10 protein-coding genes and 3 pseudogenes are annotated in these 17,591 nt (G+C 75.5%); 8 read left to right on the plus strand and 5 right to left on the minus strand.

The window, feature by feature from the left end; translation table 11 throughout:
• Genes HDA31_RS19140 through HDA31_RS19160 form a run of 5 tightly spaced genes read left to right on the plus strand, consistent with a single transcriptional unit; the run spans position 1 to position 5,661 of the window.
• The gene (locus HDA31_RS19140) at positions 1–1,149 is read left to right on the plus strand and encodes a DegT/DnrJ/EryC1/StrS family aminotransferase (RefSeq protein ID WP_178067250.1); all 1,149 of its coding nucleotides are present in this window, start codon (positions 1–3) and stop codon (positions 1,147–1,149) included.
• Between the two features lie 10 nt (positions 1,150–1,159).
• Positions 1,160–2,002, plus strand: a complete 843-nt coding sequence (locus HDA31_RS19145; RefSeq protein ID WP_178064130.1) for a hypothetical protein — start codon at positions 1,160–1,162, stop codon at positions 2,000–2,002.
• On the plus strand, positions 1,992–3,881 hold the full coding sequence (locus HDA31_RS19150) for a class I SAM-dependent methyltransferase (protein ID WP_178064129.1): 1,890 nt from the start codon (positions 1,992–1,994) through the stop codon (positions 3,879–3,881). The genes HDA31_RS19145 and HDA31_RS19150 overlap by 11 nt, the downstream gene beginning before the upstream one ends.
• A complete protein-coding gene (locus HDA31_RS19155) occupies positions 3,878–4,609 on the plus strand; it encodes a cytidylyltransferase domain-containing protein (protein ID WP_178064128.1) in 732 nt (243 codons plus the stop codon). Before HDA31_RS19150 ends, HDA31_RS19155 begins: the two co-directional genes overlap by 4 nt.
• The gene (locus tag HDA31_RS19160) at positions 4,606–5,661 is read left to right on the plus strand and encodes a PseG/SpsG family protein (RefSeq protein WP_178067248.1); all 1,056 of its coding nucleotides are present in this window, start codon (positions 4,606–4,608) and stop codon (positions 5,659–5,661) included. Before HDA31_RS19155 ends, HDA31_RS19160 begins: the two co-directional genes overlap by 4 nt.
• 48 nt (positions 5,662–5,709) lie before the next feature.
• Here HDA31_RS19160 and HDA31_RS19165 read toward each other — a convergent pair whose 3' ends face one another.
• Positions 5,710–7,674 (minus strand): hypothetical protein, encoded by a 1,965-nt coding sequence (locus HDA31_RS19165; protein ID WP_178064127.1) that lies wholly within the window; start codon positions 7,672–7,674, stop codon positions 5,710–5,712.
• A 124-nt stretch (positions 7,675–7,798) separates the two neighbouring features.
• Between HDA31_RS19165 and HDA31_RS19170 the strand changes: the two genes are divergently transcribed.
• Both HDA31_RS19170 and HDA31_RS19175 read left to right on the plus strand, forming a co-directional pair.
• A complete protein-coding gene (locus tag HDA31_RS19170; RefSeq protein WP_178064126.1) occupies positions 7,799–8,431 on the plus strand; it encodes an alpha-ketoglutarate-dependent dioxygenase AlkB in 633 nt (210 codons plus the stop codon).
• A gap of 80 nt (positions 8,432–8,511) precedes the next feature.
• Complete coding sequence (locus HDA31_RS19175) at positions 8,512–9,834, plus strand: uracil-xanthine permease family protein (protein WP_178064125.1); 1,323 nt, start codon at positions 8,512–8,514, stop codon at positions 9,832–9,834.
• Between the two features lie 21 nt (positions 9,835–9,855).
• On the opposite strand, the gene HDA31_RS19180 is transcribed toward HDA31_RS19175, so the two are convergent.
• The 4 genes and pseudogenes from HDA31_RS19180 to HDA31_RS33075 form a co-directional block, all read right to left on the minus strand.
• Complete coding sequence (locus HDA31_RS19180) at positions 9,856–12,345, minus strand: DNA gyrase/topoisomerase IV subunit A (protein ID WP_178064124.1); 2,490 nt, start codon at positions 12,343–12,345, stop codon at positions 9,856–9,858.
• Between the two features lie 80 nt (positions 12,346–12,425).
• A pseudogene (locus HDA31_RS33065) lies at positions 12,426–13,064 on the minus strand (toprim domain-containing protein); the annotation flags it as partial.
• 6 nt (positions 13,065–13,070) lie between these two features.
• Positions 13,071–14,540, minus strand: a pseudogene (locus HDA31_RS33070) (ATP-binding protein); the annotation flags it as partial.
• Positions 14,517–15,977 (minus strand): annotated as a pseudogene (locus tag HDA31_RS33075) (ATP-binding protein); the annotation flags it as partial. The pseudogenes HDA31_RS33075 and HDA31_RS33070, both read right to left, overlap by 24 nt.
• Positions 15,978–16,291: 314 nt before the next feature.
• On the opposite strand from HDA31_RS33075, the gene HDA31_RS19190 reads away from it, so the two are divergent.
• The gene (locus HDA31_RS19190; protein ID WP_178064123.1) at positions 16,292–17,548 is read left to right on the plus strand and encodes an SGNH/GDSL hydrolase family protein; all 1,257 of its coding nucleotides are present in this window, start codon (positions 16,292–16,294) and stop codon (positions 17,546–17,548) included.
• The last annotated feature ends 43 nt before the right edge of the window (positions 17,549–17,591 follow it).

Here is a 17,591-nt window from a genome sequence, read left to right on the forward strand (position 1 = left end):
ATGCTCCCGTACGGGCGGCAGTCCGTCACCGACGACGACGTCGCCGCCGTGGTCGCCGTGCTGCGCAGCGACTGGCTCACCACCGGCCCGCAGGTCGACGCGTTCGAGGCGGACCTGGCCGGCTGGACCGACGGGGTCGGCTGCGCGGTCGTGTCCAACGGCACGGCCGCCCTGCACGTGGCGTACGCGGCGGCCGGCGTCGGCCCCGGCGACGAGGTGGTCGTGCCGCCGATGACGTTCGCGGCCACCGCCAGCACCGCCGTCGCGCTGGGCGCGCGGGTCGTCTTCGCCGACGTCGAGCCGGAGACGTACACCCTGGACCCGGCGGCGGTCGGCGCGGCGCTGACCGCCCGGACGAAGGTGGTGGCGGCGGTCGACTACGCCGGCCACCCCGCCGACTACGACGCGCTGCGCGCGGTGCTCGGCGGCGGCGACCCGCTGCTGCTCGCCGACGCCGCCCACTCCATCGGCGCGGCCTACCACGGCCGGCCGGTCGGGTCGCTCGCCGACCTGACCACGTTCTCGTTCTTCCCGACGAAGAACCTCACCACCGCCGAGGGCGGCGCGGTCGCCGCCGTCAGCCCGGCCCTGCTGGAGCGGGCCCGCCGGTTCCGCAACCACGGCCTCGTGCGCGACCGCGCCGCGCAGCGCTGGCCGGACGAGGGCGGCTGGCACCAGGAGATCCACGAGTTCGGGCTCAACTACCGGCTGCCGGACGTGCTCTGCGCGCTGGGCCGCAGCCAGCTGCGCCGGCTGCCCCGGTTCCTGGCCCGCCGCGCCGAGCTGGTCGCCCGCTACGACGCGGCCCTGGCCGACCTGCCCGGCGTGTCGACGCCCGGCCGGCGGTCCTGGGCCGAGCCGGCCTGGCACCTGTACCCGATCCGGGTGCACGAGGGCCGCCGCCGCGCCGTCTACGACGCGATGCGGGCCGCCGGGATCGGCGTGCAGGTCAACTACGTCCCCGTGCACTGGCACCCGGCGTTCGCGGAGCTGGGCTACCGGCGCGGCTCCTGCCCGGTCGCCGAGGGGTTCTACGCCGAGCAGCTCTCCCTGCCGCTGTTCCCCGACCTCACCGACGCCGACCAGGACCGCGTCGTCGACGCCCTGGCCGCCGCCCTGCACGCCGCCCCGGCGCGCGCCGCCGCCTGAGGGGACCGGGATGCACCACGCGAACCACTTCTACGGCCACGCGCACGTGCTGGCCCGCTACTGCGGCCTCGGCGACGGGCACCCGCCCCGGATCGACGGGTACGTCCAGCACGGCTGGAACATCGGCGACGGCCTCGCCCCCGGCCACCCGTACGTCGAGGGCACGCCGAGCCTGCTGTGGTCGGAGCAGACCCGGCGGCGGGCCTGGTCGGTGGGGCGGCGCAACGTCGTGGTGACCGGCGCGCCGTTCGCGTACCTGCTGGCGCTGCGCGTCGACGACCCGCCGGAGCCGCAGCGGGAGGGGACCATCTGGTATCCGTTCCACGGCTGGGAGGGCCAGCACGTGCGCGGCGACCACCGAGAGCTGATCGCCCGCATCCGCGCCACCGAGCCGGGCCCGGTCACCGTGTGCCTCTACTGGCACGAGTACGGCATGCGCCGGGTCCGCCGCCTCTACGAGCAGGCCGGGTTCCGGGTGATCTGCCACGGCTACCGGGGGCACTGGTGGAAGGACACCGACCCGCTCTTCCTCGACAAGCAGCTCACCGAGCTGCGCCGGCACCGCCGGGTCGCGTCCAACCGGCTGACCAGCGCCATCTTCTACGGCATCGCGGCCGGTTGCGAGCCCGCCGTCTACGGCGACCCGATGATCCTGGCCGACGAGGACCCGACGTTCGGCGGCACCGCCCGCATCCGCCGGCAGTGGCCGGACCTGCACGGCGAGTCGGTGCACCTGCCGACGGCGGTCGAGATCGCCCGCGCCGAACTGGGCACCGACCACCGTTGCACGCCGGCCGAGCTGCGGGAGCTGCTGGGTTGGGCGACCCTCCAGGAGGAACACGTTGACCACTGACACCTCGACCCGCATCGCCCTGCCCGGCGGGGAGATGCTGGCCTGGTCGGACCTGACCGGCCGGCGGCTGCCCGGCGGCGGGCCCCTCGCCGCGCTGGCCGCCCGGGTCGTCCCGGCCGGCGCGCGGGTGCTGCTGGCCGGGCCGCACGACCCCGGGCTGGTCGACCGGCTGGCCCACGCCGACGTGACCTGCCTGCTGCGCAGCTGGCCGGACGGGTCGGCGCTGGCCGAGGACCGGCCCGTGCGGGTGGTCGTCGGCGGCCCCGGCGGGCTGCCGGCCGACGAGACGTTCGACGTGGTGATCGCCGCCGCCGGCCTGGACGCGGTGGAGTCGGTGGAGGGGACCCCGGTCGGCTGGGACGGGCTGCTGCGCCGGCTCGCCGCCGTGCTCGCCCCGGGCGGGACGCTGCTGCTGCGGCTGGACAACCCGGTGGGGCTGGCCCGGATGGTCGACACCGCGCCCTGGTACGCCGGCCGCGACGACGCCGACTGGACGGTCGGCGGGGTGCTGGACGCCGACCGCCCCGCCAACCTGGAGCAGGCGCGGGAGCGGCTGGCCGGGGCGGGGCTGCGCCCCGGCGGCTGCTTCGCCGCCTACCCCGAACCGGGCGCGCCGACCGCGCTCGTCGACGCCGACGCGCTGGCCGCGTACCCCGGCAGCGGGCTGCTGGACGCGGTGCTGCACGGCGCGTGCGCGCCGGGCCGCGCCGACCGTCCCGTGCTCCAGGACCCGGCCCGGCTCGCGGTCGACGCGCTGCACGCCGGGCTGGGCGCCGCGCTCGCCCCGGGCTGGCTGGTGCTGGCCCACCGCCCGGCCCCGGCCGCCCCCGCGGCGGGCGAGCCGCCGGACCCGGCCGGCACCGCCCCGGGTGCGGCCCGGACCGCGCCCGCCGGCCCCGGCGGGCTGCCGGTGCTGTGGGTGCAGACCGGGCCGCCCGGGATCGGCGTGGTGGAGGTGGCGGCGGCGGACGGCTGGCGGTGGCGGGTGCCCGGCCCGGTCGCGGCGGCCGCCGACGCACCGTTCGCCACCCGCGCGGCGGCCTGGCGGGACCCGGCCGTGCTCACCGGCGCGGTGCCCGAGGGGCGGCTGCTGCGCACCGTGCTGCTCGACGCCTGCCTGCGCCGCGACCTGGCCGCCCTGCGCCGGCTGCTGCGCGGGTACGCGGCCTGGCTCGACGCGCACGCCGACGACGCCGGACGGCTCACCGGCGCGACGGCCCTGGCCAGCCTCGACAACGTGGTGCTCGCCGGCGGCGGGGCCGCCGGTGCGTCCCCGGGGTTCGCGGTGCTCGACCCGAGCTGGCGGGCCAGCGACCCGTGGCCGCTGGACGTGACGCTGGCCCGGGGCCTGTGGCGGTTCGCCGCCGCCCTGGCCACCGGCGGATACGCCCACCCCTGGTCGTCCACCCTCGACGTGGCCGGGCTGACCGTGGTGCTGGCCGGCACCGCCGGGCGCGACCTGGACCGGGCGACGGTGACGGCCGCCGTCGACGCGGAGGTGGCGGTCACCGCGGCGCTGCGCGGGTTGGACAACGCCGACCGCGTCGCCCTCGCCGACGAGCTGCGCGCCGTGGAGCCCACCGCGCCCCCGGTCGGCCTGGACAGCCACCAGCAGCTCCGCGAGGCGTGGCTGCGGCAGCGCGCCGAGCTGACCCGGGTGACGGCCCTGCTGCGCTGGACGGAGGAGCTGCTCACCTCCCGGGAACGGGCGCTGCGCCGGGCCGAGGCGACCATCAACCTGCTCAGTGGCTCGATCAGCTACCGGGTCGGCCGGCTGGCGATCACCCCCGCCCGGCTGGCCAAGCGGGGCGCCCGCGCCGCGAAGCGGCGGGCCAAGGACGCCCTCGCGCCCCGGCGCGCCGAGGAGGAACAGCAGTGACCCGGATCGTGGGGATCGTGCAGGCCCGGATGGGCTCGTCCCGGCTGCCCGGCAAGGTGCTGCGGCCGCTGGCCGGGCGCTCGGTGCTCGGCCGGGTGGTCCGGGCCGCCGCCGACGGCGGGGTGCTCGCCGACCTGGTGGTCGCCACCAGCACCGACGCCGTCGACGACGCGGTGGTCGCCGAGTGCGGCCGGCTCGGCGTGGCCTGCCACCGGGGCTCCGTCGACGACGTGCTCGACCGGTTCGTCGGCGCGCTCGACGCGCACCCCGGGGACGCGGTCATGCGGTTCACCGCCGACTGCCCGCTGCTCGACCCGGACATCGTCCGGCTGGTCGCCGACGTGTACCGGGCCGTGCCGGGGCTGGACTACGCGAGCACGTCGATCGCGCGTACGCTGCCGCGCGGGCTGGACGTGGAGATCATCCGGGCGGACACGCTGCGGACGCTGCACCGCATCGCCACCGACCACCACCGGGTGCACGTGACCTCGTACGCGTACACCCACCCGGAGCTGTTCCGGGTGCTCGGGGTGACGCTCACCCCCGACCGGTCGGCCCTGCGGCTCACCCTCGACACCGAGCAGGACTGGGCGCTGGTGCGGGCGGTGACCGACCACTTCGGCGACGTCAGCGTCCCGCTGGCGAAGCTCGCCGACTGGCTGGCGGGCCAGCCGGCCCTGCGCGCCCTGAACGCCTCGGTGCGGCAGAAGCGGCTGGAGGAGTCCTGAGCACCGTACGCGTCGGGGTCCGCTGCGACGCCGGGCCCACCCGGGGGGTGGGGCACCTGGTGCGCTGCCTCGCCCTGGCCGAGGAGTTCCTCGCCCGGGGGCACCGCGTCGAGTTCTTCGGCACCGTCGAGGGCGTCGGCTGGGCGGGCCGGCAGCTCGCCGCCCGGGGCATCCCGCTGCACCCCGGCCCCGAGCGCCCCGCCGACCTCGTGGCGGCGGCCCGCCGGCACGACCTCGACGTGGTGGTGCTCGACTCGTACGAGCTGGACCCGGCCGGGGCGGGAGCGCTGCGCGCGGCGGGGGTGGTGACCCTCGCCGTCGTCGACGGCGACACCCGGGGGCAGGACGCCGACGTCTACCTGGACCAGAACCTGGGCGCGGCGCACGGGCCGCTGCCCGGCCGGCTGCTCGCCGGGACGGCGTACCCGCTGCTGCGCGACGCGGTGGTGGCCGCCCGGCCGGCGACGCCCCGCACCGCGACGCCGGTGGCCCGGCCCCGGGTGCTGGCCTTCTTCGGCGGCACCGACGCGTTCGGGGCGGCCCCGGTGCTGGCCCGGGTGCTGCTGGCCACCGGGCACCCGATGGACCTGACCGTGGTCGTCGGCCGCGCCGACGTCGAGACGGAACTGGCGGCCCTGACCCCGGGCCGGGGGCAGGCGGTGCGGCCCGTGCCACCCACCGACGACCTGCCCGCCCTGGTCACCGCCGCCGACCTGGTGGTCAGCGCCGCCGGCACGTCCACCTGGGAGCTGTGCTGCCTCGGCGCGCCGGCCGCGCTGGTGTGCGTGGTGGACAACCAGCGCGAGTCGTACGGCCGGGTGGTGGACGCGGGGCTCGCGGCCGGCCTCGGTGAGCTGCCCGCGCTGGCCGCCGCCGGGCTGCCCGGCCGGGCGGCCCGCGCCGGGGCCGCGCGGACGCTGCGCGCCCTGCTCGACTCCCCCGAGCGCCGGGCGGCCCTGGCCGCCCGCGCCTGGGCGACGGTCGACGGGCGGGGCCGGGCCCGGGTCGCCGACGCGGTCCTCGCGCTCGTCGGCGCGCCCAGCCGCAGCTAGCCGCCACGGAACGGCCCGCACCGCCGCCCGCCGGGCAGCCGCTCCGGCTCAGGACAGCCGCTCCACGCTGACCCGGGCGCGCAGCTCGGGCCGGGCGGCGAGCAGGTCCTCGACGATCCTGGTCGCCGCCGCGTCGGCGGCCAGGAAGCGGATCGGCCCCGGCACCGCCGCCACCACGGCGGCGCTGCGGGCCGGCTCGGCCAGCGGCAGCCGGTACACCGCCGGCCCCGACGCGCCGGCCGCGCCCTGGAGGGTGGCGACGAACAGAGTGACCAGGTAGCCCTCGCGGCGCCGGTCGCTCACCACCACCGTCACGGTGCCCGGCGCGGCCGGCGGCCGGGCCAGCGCGCGGGCCGTCGACGCGGCCGGGCCCGGGCGGGCCAGCGACCCCGACCACCAGGCCGCCGCCCAGGTGGTGACCCGGTGGCCGAACGGCTGGGCGAAGAGCCCGGTGCCGCGCGGCAGCCCGGCCGCCCCGGCGCAGGCCGCCACCAGCGCGACCGCCACCGCCCACCGCGCGCCGGCCCGCCGACCGGCCCCGCCCACCGCGCGGCGACCGGACGCCGGCCGCCCCGGTGGCGGCAGCAGCAGGGCCAGCGCGCCCGCGCCGACCAGCAGCACCGCCAGCAGCAGGTGCAGCGTCTTGCCGTAGTAGTAGCGCGGGTCGGTGCCCAGCGCCCGGAAGTAGAGCAGGAACCCGGCCGCGAACACGCCCGCCGCGGCGAGCGCGCCCGCGTAGCGCCGCCACACGGGCAGCCGCCGGCCCACGACCAGGCCCGCGCCGACCAGGCCCACGAGGGCCAGGAACGCGTCGTAGCGGGGGAACACGCCGCCGCCGGTGGCCACGTTGTCGACCTGGTCGGTGCGCAGCAGGCCGGCGACGGCCGGCAGCGGCGTCAGCACCGCCGCCACCGGCATCACCACCGCCAGCAGCCGCGGCCGGCGACGCAGCCGCCGCCGGTCCCGGACCAGCCACGCCGCCACCAGCGCCGCGACCACCGGCAGGAACATCAGGTACGCGAAGCCGACCGTCACGCACAGCGCGCCGACCACGGCCACCTGGGTGCCGGTGCGGGCCACCGGCCGGCAGGTCACCGCCACCAGCAGCACCGTCGCCGCCAGCCCGAGGCTCTCGCCGGGATAGCCGTAGACGACGAAGCGGGCCAGTTCGGAGCCGAGGCAGGCGGCCGTGACCGCGCCGGTCAGCGCGAGGGCGCGGGGCAGGTCGAGCCACGGGCCGGCGAGCCGCTGCGCCGCCCACGTCACGGCGAGCACCAGCAGCCCCCACGCCCCGACCGACCAGCCGAGGTAGTGGTCGAGGGCGTCGGCCGGGCCGGCGGGGGCCGTCGAGGAGCGCAGGAACGTGTCCAGCAGCGCGGCGGTGAGGTGGAAGCCCTGCGGATACCAGACCATCGGCTCCGGGGCGATCCGCGCCGCCGCCTGCGGGTCGGTGAACAGATACCCGCCGACCGCCCGGATGCCCTCCACCGTGGCCAGGTGCCGGCTGTTGTCCTCACCGGTCATCGCGTACGCGAGGCGGCCGGCGAGGTCACCGGCGCGCAGGTACGGCCAGGCCAACGCGACGGCGGCCAGCAGCGCCGCCCCCACCGGCAGCGCGTCGGCGGCGACGGGGCGGGGCAGCCCCGGCCGGCGGCCGGTGGCCGCGGCGATCCCGAGCAGGACCGTCGACGCGGTCCCCGCCACCGGCACCGGGTGCAACCCCCACGGCCAGGCCGAGAAGAGCAGCCCGGCGGCACACGTCGCGCCGGCCAGCAGCGCGCCGGCCAGCACCAGCCGGTCCAGCAGGGTCCGGCCGCCGCGCAGCAGCCCGGCCGTCAACCCGAGCAGCACCAGCGGCAGCAGCCCGGCCAGCCCTGCCGCGTACGCCAGCAGGGGCCCGACCCACGCGGCGACGAGCCAGCCGACCAGCCGGCGGGTGGGCCAGGCCGGGCGGCCCGGCGGCGGCTCCGGCGGACCGGCCGGCGCGACGACGGTGGCGGACTGGCTCTGCACCCGGTCACGCTAGGCCCGGCCCGGCGACGGGCGGCGACGTCCACGTGTGCGGCAGGTGACCGGCGGGTGACGGGACCGGACCGCGCTCGCACACGCGTACGAAAGGCCAGGTAGGCTGCGGGGCATGTCCGGTGCCGCCTACCAGCCGTCGATGCTCGACCTCGCCGCCGACGGGCCGTCGCCGGGCCCGCTCGCCGGGTTGCGCCGGCACCCGCTGAGCCGGGGCGCCTGGGTCGACCACCTGCCCGGCTGGGTGCGCGGCTCCGACGCCGTCCTCGACGTGCTGCTCGCCGACGTGCCCTGGCGGGCCGAGCGCCGCACGATGTACGACGCGCGGGTCGACGTCCCCCGGCTGCTCTGCTGGTATTCCGGCCACCGCGAGCTGCCCCACCCGGTGCTCACCCGGGCGCGGGCGGCGCTGACCGCCCACTACGCCCCCGAGCTGGGCGAGCCGTTCGTCACCGCCGGCATGTGCCTCTACCGCGACGGGCGCGACAGCGTCGCCTGGCACGGCGACACCCTCGGCCGCTCGGCGCACGCCGACACCGTGGTCGCCATCGTCTCGTTCGGCGCACCCCGCCCGCTGCTGCTGCGCCCCCGCGGCGGCGGCCCCGGCCTGCGCTTCCCCCTCGGCCACGGCGACCTGGTGGTGATGGGCGGCTCCTGCCAGCGCACCTGGGAGCACGCGGTCCCGAAGACCGCCCGCCCCGTCGGCCCCCGGGTCAGCGTCCAGTTCCGCCCCGCCGGGGTCGCCTGAGCGCAGCCCACGGCTCCTCTGCTAGAAACGACTTCCAGGGTCCCCGCCCCGCACCGCCGTCGACGCGAAAGGGCGCCGCGATGACCGAGACCCCCGCCGAGCCACGCTCCCGCTGGTCCCCCTGGTCCCTGCACGGCGACGGCCGCTCCGTCACCCCCGGCGACGTCGTGCACCCCGGCGAGCGGCTCTCCTGGCCGCGCACCGTCGGCGTCGGCGTGCAACACGTGGTGGCGATGTTCGGCGCCACCTTCACCGTGCCGCTGATCACCGGCTTCCCGCCGGCCACCACCCTGTTCTTCTCCGGCGTCGGCACCCTGCTCTTCCTGCTGATCACCGGCAACCGGCTGCCGTCGTACCTCGGGTCGTCGTTCGCGTTCATCGCCCCCGTGCTGGTCGCGAAGACCGACGGCGGCATCGGCCCCGCGCTCGGCGGCATCGTCGTGGCCGGCGCCGCCCTGGCCGCCGTCGGCCTCGTCGTCCAACTCGCCGGGGCGCGCTGGATCGACGCGCTCATGCCGCCCGTGGTCACCGGCGCCATCGTGGCGCTGATCGGGCTCAACCTCGCCCCCGTCGCCTGGGACGGCGGCGGCAGCGGCACCGGCGTCAAGGCCCAACCGCTGATCGCCGTGCTCACCCTCGCCGCGATCCTGCTCGCCACCGTCGCGTTCCGGGGCTTCGCGGCCCGGCTGTCCATCCTGCTCGGTGTCGTCGTCGGCTGGCTCGTCGCCGCCGCCCTCGGCGGCCTCGACCCCAAGGCCGTCGACGGGCTGCGCAAGGCGGCGTGGATCGGGCTGCCCGAGTTCCACGCGCCGAGCTTCAGCCTGCGCGCGACGGTGCTGGTGATCCCCGTGATCCTCGTGCTGATCGCCGAGAACGCCGGGCACGTCAAGGCCGTCGCCGCGATGACCGGCCGCAACCTCGACCGGGACATGGGCCGGGCGTTCCTCGGCGACGGGCTGGCCACGATGCTCGCCGGCTCCGGCGGCGGCTCCGGCACCACCACCTACGCGGAGAACATCGGCGTGATGGCGGCGACCCGCGTCTATTCCACCGCCGCGTACTGGGTGGCCGGGCTCGCGGCCGTGCTGCTCGGGCTCAGCCCCAAGTTCGGCGCGCTGATCCTCACCGTGCCGGCGGGGGTGCTCGGCGGCGCGACCACCGCCCTGTACGGCCTCATCGCCGTCCTCGGCGCGCGGATCTGGATCGAGAACCGGGTCGACTTCCACGACCCGGTCAACCTGATGACCGCCGCCGTCGCGCTGATCGTCGGCGCGGCCAACTACACCCTGACCAGCGGCGAGCTCTCCTTCAACGGCATCGCCCTCGGCACCGCCGCCGCCCTGGCCGTCCATCACGGCATGCGCCTGGTCGCCCGCCTGCGCGCCCCCACCCCGTCGAGCTGACCGGGGCGGGGGCGCGGCGGGTCAGTCGCGTTCGATCTGGTGACCGACCACCGTGGGACCCAGCATCACGGCGAAGCCGCTGCCGTCGCGGCGCGGGTCCGCCGGGGGCAGCTCCACCGGGTCGCCGGTCGCCGTCGCGCCGACCGGCCGGGGGCCGACCCACGCCACCACCAGATCCGTCTCGCCCTTGAGGAACCGCTGCGCCCGCACCCCGCCGGTCGCCCTCCCCTTCGCCGGGTACGCCCCGAACGGCGTGACCTTCACCGTCGCGCCGGTCGACGTCACCACCATCGGCTCGCCGTGGGCCGGATCGTCCTCCCGGACCGCGCCGAAGAAGACCACCCGCGCCCCCGCCGGCAGGTTGATGCCGGCCATGCCGCCGCCCTTCGTCCCCTGCGGACGCACCGCCGACGCCGGGAAACGCAGCAGCGACGCCTCGGAGGAGACGAACGCCAACGCCTCCGCGCCGTCGGTCAGCCAGGTCGCCCCGACCACCTCGTCGCCCTCGCGCAGGCCGATCACCTCGAACTCGTCGGAACGCACCGGCCAGTCCGGGGCGCACACCTTCACCACGCCCTGCCGCGTGCCCAGCGCCAGCCCCGGCGAGCCCTCCCCGGTCGCGCCCAGCGGGGCCAACCCCACCACCGACTCCCCCGGCTCCAGCGGCACCAGCTCGGCGGCGGACATCCCGCCGCGCAGCGACACCGTGCCGGCCTGCTCCGGCAACACCGGCAGCGGCAACACGTCGATCTTGAACGCCCGGCCGGCGCTGGTCACCAGGAGCACCCGACCCCGGGCCGTGGAGTGCACGAGCGCGCGTACGGCGTCGTGCTTGACCCGGCCGCTGCGCCGACGCCCCTCGGACGCCTCCTCCGACTCGGCCGCGGTGCGGGCGACGAGCCCGGTGGCCGAGAGGATCACCTGGCACGGGTCGTCGGCCACCTCCAGGGGACCGGCCGGCGCGGACGCGGCCAGCACCTCCTTCAGGTCACCGTCGACCAGCGTCGTGCGCCGCTCGGTGCCGAACTTCTTCACCACGGCGGCCAGCTCGTCGGAGACGACCTTCCGCAGCACCTTCTCGTCGTCGAGGATCGTGGAGAGCTGCGCGATCTCCTTGCGCAACTGCTCCTGCTCGGCCTCCAGCTCGATCCGGTCGAACTTGGTCAACCGCCGCAGCGGAGTGTCCAGGATGTAGCTGGCCTGGATGTCCGACAGCTTGAACTGGCGCATCAGGCCGTCCTTGGCGGCCTGGGCGTCGTCGCTGCCCCGGATCAGCCGGACCACCTTGTCGATGTCGAGCAGGGCGATCAGCAGGCCGTCGACCAGGTGCAGCCGCTCCTGCCGCTTGCGCCGGCGGTAGGCGCTGCGCCGGGTCACCACGTCGTAGCGGTGCCGCAGGAAGACCTCCAGCAGCGCCTTCAACCCCAGCGTCTGCGGCTGCCCGTCGACGAGGACCAGGTTGTTGACGCCGAACGACTGCTCCAGCGGGGTCAGCCGGTAGAGGTCCGCCAGCAGCGCCTGCGGGTTGACCCCCACCTTGCACTCGACGACCAGGCGGGTGCCGTTCTCGCGGTCGGTGAGGTCCTTCACGTCGGCGATGCCCGTGAGCCGCTTGGTCTTGTTGACCTCGTTGGTGATCGCCGCGATGACCTTCTCCGCGCCCACGCCGTAGGGCAGCTCGACCACGGTGATCGCCTGCCGGCCCCGGCTGCCCTCCAACGGGCCGATCTCCACCCGGCCGCGCATCCGCACCACGCCGCGCCCCGTCTCGTACGCCCGGCGCACCTCGTCGAGGCCGAGCAGCACGCCGCCGGTCGGCAGGTCGGGGCCGGGGACGAACTCCATCAGCTTGTCCAGGTCGGCGTCCGGGTGGTTGATCAGCCACCGGGCGGCGGAGACGACCTCGGCCAGGTTGTGCGGGATCATGTTGGTCGCCATCCCGACCGCGATCCCGGACGCGCCGTTGACCAGCAGGTTGGGGAACGCCGCCGGCAGCACCGTCGGCTGCGTGAGCGAGCCGTCGTAGTTGGGCTCGACGTCGACCGTGTCCTCGCCCAGCTCGCCGACCAGCAGCATCGCCTCGTGCGACATCCGCGCTTCCGTGTAGCGCGCCGCTGCCGGGCCGTCGTCTGGGCTCCCAAAATTCCCGTGCCCGTCGATGAGTGGGACGTTGAGCGAGAAGTCCTGGGCGAGCCGGACCATCGCGTCGTAGATCGCGGTGTCGCCGTGCGGGTGGTAGCGGCCCATCACGTCGCCGACCACCCGGGCCGACTTCACGTGCGCCCGGTCGGGCCGGTGCCCCGCCTCGTGCATCGAGTAGAGGATGCGCCGGTGCACCGGCTTCAGGCCGTCGCGGGCGTCGGGCAGGGCCCGGGAGTGGATGACCGAGAACGCGTACTCCAGGTAGGAGTCGGAGACCTCGGTGACCAGCGGGTTGTCGAAGACCCGCGCGCCGGCCTGGTCGAAGGCGGCCAGGTCCGCCCGGGGACCGGTGTTCTTACGGCGTGCCATGGTTCAGCTCTCTCCTGCGCGGGCCACGGTCTGGCGGCGGTCGTCCCGGCGGGCCGGGACGGGGCGGGGGTGGGTGGTCGTCATGCGTCGATCGCGTCCCGGTCGACCCGGTCGGCGGACTCGATCAGCCAGTTGCGGCGCGGCTCGACCTTCTCCCCCATCAGCAGCTCCAGGATGCGCTCGGCGGCGTCGACGTCGTCGAGGGTGATCCGGCGCACCGCCCGGGTCGCCGGGTTCATCGTGGTCTCCCACAGCTCGTCGGCGTCCATCTCGCCGAGACCCTTGAACCGGGGGATCGGGGTGACGATCTGCCTGCCGGCCTTCTCCAGCTTGCGGACCGTCGCCTCCATCTCGGCCTGGGTGTAGGTGTAGGTCGTCTGCGGGTTACGCCCCTTGGTGGTGATCTTGTGCAGGGGCGGCATCGCGGCGTAGAGCCGGCCGGCCTCGATCAGCGGTCGCATGTAGCGGGCGAACAGCGTGATCAGCAGGGTGCGGATGTGCGCGCCGTCCACGTCGGCGTCGGCCATGATCAGCACCCGGCCGTACCGCATGGACGACAGGTCGAAGGTGCGGCCCGAGCCGGCCCCGAGCACCTGGACGATCGCGGCGCACTCGGCGTTGTCCAGCACCTGCTGGAGGTTGGCCTTCTGCACGTTGAGGATCTTGCCGCGGATCGGCAGAAGCGCCTGGTATTCGGCGGTACGCGCGACACGGGCACTGTTGTGGACGAACACCCCGGCTTCCAGGGCGAAGTTGTGGTAGCCGTCGACCGTCAGGTCGTAGACGTCCGCCGTCTCGTCCAGCGGCTCGACCGACACCACACGGTGGTTCACCAGGGAGGCCGCCTCGCGCAACCGCCCGCAGTCCCCGTCGTAGAGGGCCAGCAACCTGTCGAAGCGCAGGCCTGTCCGGGCGGTCCGCAACCGCTCCGCCTCGTAGGCGGCCGCGAGATCGTCGTCGGCGAGCGGCAGCAGCGGCGCGAGACGGCGCAGCGCCGCGAGACGGCGACCTTCGAGCAGCCGGGCCACCCGGTCCTCGCGGGGCACGGACGCGACGTACCGGGCGCGTCCGGCCTGCACGCGGGCGAGATGGCCGGTGTCCGGATCGGTCATCCGTTGCCGCATCCGACGGGAGTGCTGCTCACCGAACTGCGGGTTGTTCCGATGCCAGGCCGACACGGCGTCGCGCTGGCGCTCGCGCTCCGTGGGGTCCGCGAACTGCTCGACGGTCTTGCCGGACCGCCAGGCCCGCAGGTCGTGGTCCTGCCACTGCCGCAGCGAGCGTTCCCGCCACTCCGCCCGACGGGCCGGGTCGGCGAAGAACCGGCGGACCCGCTCGGCCGCTGCTGCCCGGTGCTCCGGCTGCGACCAGTAGGCCGCCTGCCGCTCGCGCATCCGCTCGGCGTAGGCGCGCTGCTCGTCCGGGCTGAGCGCGGTGTACCAGTCCCGGAAGGCCTGCTCCAGCTTGGCCCGGAACGCGGGGGACTCGTTGAGCGCGAACAGGCGGGCGAGGCAGGCCTCACGGAAGGCCGGGTCCCGCCACTGAGCGGTGAGCATCGCCGAGCGGATCTCACGGCCGCCGCTGGCGAACCACTCGCGCCAGCCGGCCTGGACGTGCTCACCCATCATCGCCGCGTGCAGGGCGGAGTGGTCCGCCCACGTCATCCTCCGCAGATTGCGCGGGTCGTTGTTGCGCTTGTCGATGTCGATGTGGTGGCGGACGTTGCCGTTGGTCGCGCTGTCCCGGCCGTGCCGCAGGTTCCACGCGTCCGCCAGGTAGTGGGTGTAGACCCACTCCTCCTTGTCGTTCATCCAGACCCGCTCGTACCCCTGGAGCTTCTGCCCCTCCGCCTTGCTGGACAGGCTGCGGTAGAGCGGCATCAGGGAGTCGCCTGGCGCCAGCGCGTCGGCGCGCCGGTAGGAGCCGTCGCGTAGGCGGAACAGGTGATCGGGGGTGCAGCGCACCGTCTCGCCGTTGTCGATGGTTACCCGCACCAGCGGGGCGTCGCGTTTCGTGAGCCGGGGCTCCACCAGCGGAGCGACGACGACGCGGCCGGCCTTGTTGGTGGTGTAGCCGAAGTGGCTGATGCCCTGGGCCCAGTCGGCGGCAAGATCGGCGAAGGAGCGGCTCCGGCCGGACGCCAGGGCGACCATCGTGTCGCCGGTGAAGCACCCGAGCGCGCTGTCGCCCTCCACGATGAACAGCTCGCTCCGATCGACCCCGGTCGCGCGGCAGTCGACCAGTTTCGGCGGCATCGACGCGCCCTCCAGGGCGGTCTTGCGGCGGGCCGCGTCCTTCTGCTGCTTCTGGGTGAGCCGGACCCGGGCCGCGTCGACGATCTTCTGGAGCACCGTGCGGGCCTCGGCCTTGGTGCGGCGGTCCTCCAGCCACGCCTTGACGTGCGCCTCGACGAGACCCTGGAGCACCTTCGTGATGCCGGCGGTGGACAGCTCGTCCTTGGTCTGCGAGGTGAACTGCGGCTCGGGGATGCGCACGTGCACCACGGCCGTCATGCCCTCCAGGACGTCGTCCAGGGTGGGCGCGTCCTCCTTGGGGCGCAGCAGGCCCCGGGCGGAGCGGGCCGCCTCGGCGAGGGTGCGGGCCAGGGCCCGCTCGAAGCCCTTGCGGTGGGTGCCGCCGTGGGCGTTGCGGATGGTGTTGGTGAAGCACTCGACGGTGCGGTCGTAGCCGGTGCCCCAGCGGAACGCGATCTCGACCTCGGCCCGCCGCTGCACGTTGGACTGCATGACGCCGTTGGCGTCGGCGGCGTTCTCCCGGTAGGTGCCCTCGCCGGCGACCAGCAGCGTGCCGGTGACCGGCCGGTCGCCCGCCGGGGCGAGGAACTCGACCATGTCGGTAAGGCCGTTGGGGAAGTGGAAGGTCTCCTCGACCGGCTCCTCGCCGGTCTCGTCGCGCAGCAGGTAGCTCACGCCGGGGACCAGGAACGCGGTGTTGCGCACCTTGAGCCGGACCGCCTCGGCGTCGAGCGTCGCGCCGGTCTCGAAGTAGCGGGCGTCGTGCCAGTAGCGGATCGAGGTGCCGGTGCGCTGGCCGCGCTTCATCGGGCCGAGGACCTGGAGGCCGGGGCCGGGGGTGAAGGCGGCGTCGGGGCCGGGGCCGGCGAAGACGCCGGGCACGCCGTGCCGGAAGGACATGGCGTGCACCTTGCCGCCGCGGCGCACGGTGACGTCGAAGCGCCGGGAGAGGGCGTTGACGGCGGACGCGCCGACGCCGTGCAGGCCGCCGGAGGTCTTGTAGCCGGAGCCGCCGAACTTGCCGCCGGCGTGCAGGCGGGTGAGCACCAGCTCGACGCCGGAGATGCCGGACTTGGCGTGCACGTCGGTGGGGATGCCCCGGCCGTCGTCGTCGACCTGCACCGAGCCGTCGGCGTGCAGGATCACCTCGACGCGCGTGGCGTGACCCGCGACACCCTCGTCGGTGGAGTTGTCGAGGATCTCGTTGACGAGGTGACCCACGCCACGGCTGTCGGTCGAGCCGATGTACATGCCGGGGCGCTTGCGGACGGCGTCCAGCCCCTCGAGGTGCGTCAGGTCGTCGGCCCCGTAGAGCGTCTCAGGCTGTGCGGTCAACTGGTCGTACTCCCAGGTCTCGGCGGTGGTGGTGCCGCTCACCGGCTCGATCACCTCGCGCGGCGCGCCGCAGCGAGCCTAACGGGCAGGTGGGACAGGACGCCGGCACCCCGCACCTCGGGCCGCGCCGCCTGCGGCGCGGGCGCCCGGGTCGGCGGGCCCGTGAGCGCCCCGGCACCGGGGGTCAACGCCGCCGGGTCCGCGGTTCATCCCGTTCCCCGACGGTACGCCGCCCGCCGGCCCCGGCCGGCGACCCCCTGATCCGGCCACGGGTCGTTGACGCCCGTCGCGCGCCCGTGATGTGATCACCGTCTCGTAGAAACTTTCATATTTCCATGGATGGATGGAGGACGCGCATGTCCGTGTTCCGTCGTACCGCGCTCGCGGCGGCGCTGACCGTCGCGGCGGCGGCGCTGTCGACCGCCGTCGCGCCGGCCGTCCCGGCGGCGGCCGGCCTCCCCACCGCGGCCGTGGCGCTCGGTGACAGCTTCATCAGCGGCGAGGGGGCCGGGTCGTACTCCCCCGTCGTGGACGTCAACGGCGTCAGCCAGGGCTTCCCCGGCTGGGACGCGCCGAACAGCAACGCGTACTTCTGCCACCGCTCGCCCAACGCGTCGCTGTTCCAGGCCGACCTGCCGGGCATCACCGACCGGTTCAACCTGGCCTGCTCGGGCGGCCAGCCGTACGACATCGCCGGGGCCTCGGTCAGCCGGGCCAAGGGCCGCTCGGTCGCCTCGCAGCTCGACCAGCTCCGCGCGGTCGCGCAGACCCACGACATCGACCTGGTGCTGATCGGCCTCGGGTCGAACAACAGCTCGTTCACCTTCGGCAGCGTGGCGGAGAAGTGCGCCAACCGGTTCATCGCCGACGCCTGGACGGGCTGGTGGGAGTTCTGGGCGTACCTGGGCGGGCCGGTGCCGCAGGAGCCGTGCACGGACGCGGACCTGGCCACCTCGGCGCAGTTCAGCGCGGCCACGGCGGAGACCACGGCCGCGGTGCGGCAGCTGATGGCCACCCTCGACCAGGTCGACGCCGACGGCCAGCACCGGGTCGTGTTCCAGGACTACACCAACCCGTTGCCGTTCGACCTGGCCTCGAACTACTGGGAGGAGGACGGCCGGGAGGACGACCGGGACAAGTTCCGTGACCTGGGCGCGGAGCGGTACGCGGCCGGCTGCCCGATCCACCGCGCGAGCCTCGCGCCGGGCCACCGCTTCTCCACCGGCCTGGGCACGCTGGTCCGCTCGGTGCGCGACAGCCTGGCCGGCGAGTTCCCGGCCGACGACCTGGTCTACCTGAACGTGCAGCGGGCGTTCGACGGCGCCCGGCTGTGCGAGCAGCCGACCAGCCCGTCGGGGGCGCTCGCCACGCCGATCCGGCTGATGGACGGCCCGAGCGGCAGCTTCGTGACCAGCCTCTCGGGCAAGGACAAGATCGACATTCAGCGGATCGCCAACACCTGCGTGTCCTACTTCCAGACCTGCCAGGAGTCGTGGCACCCGAACGTGGCCGGGCACAAGGCGCTGGGGCGCTGCCTGACCGGCGCGGCCGTCACCGCCAGCCGGGCGGTGGCCTGCGTCCGCGGAACCGACGGCACGATCACGGTCAGCTGAGGCGCAAGGAAGGGCCCCCTGTTAACGCATTCTGTTGCACAGG

Source organism: Micromonospora carbonacea (genome assembly GCF_014205165.1).
GTDB classification, from domain to species: domain Bacteria; phylum Actinomycetota; class Actinomycetes; order Mycobacteriales; family Micromonosporaceae; genus Micromonospora; species Micromonospora carbonacea.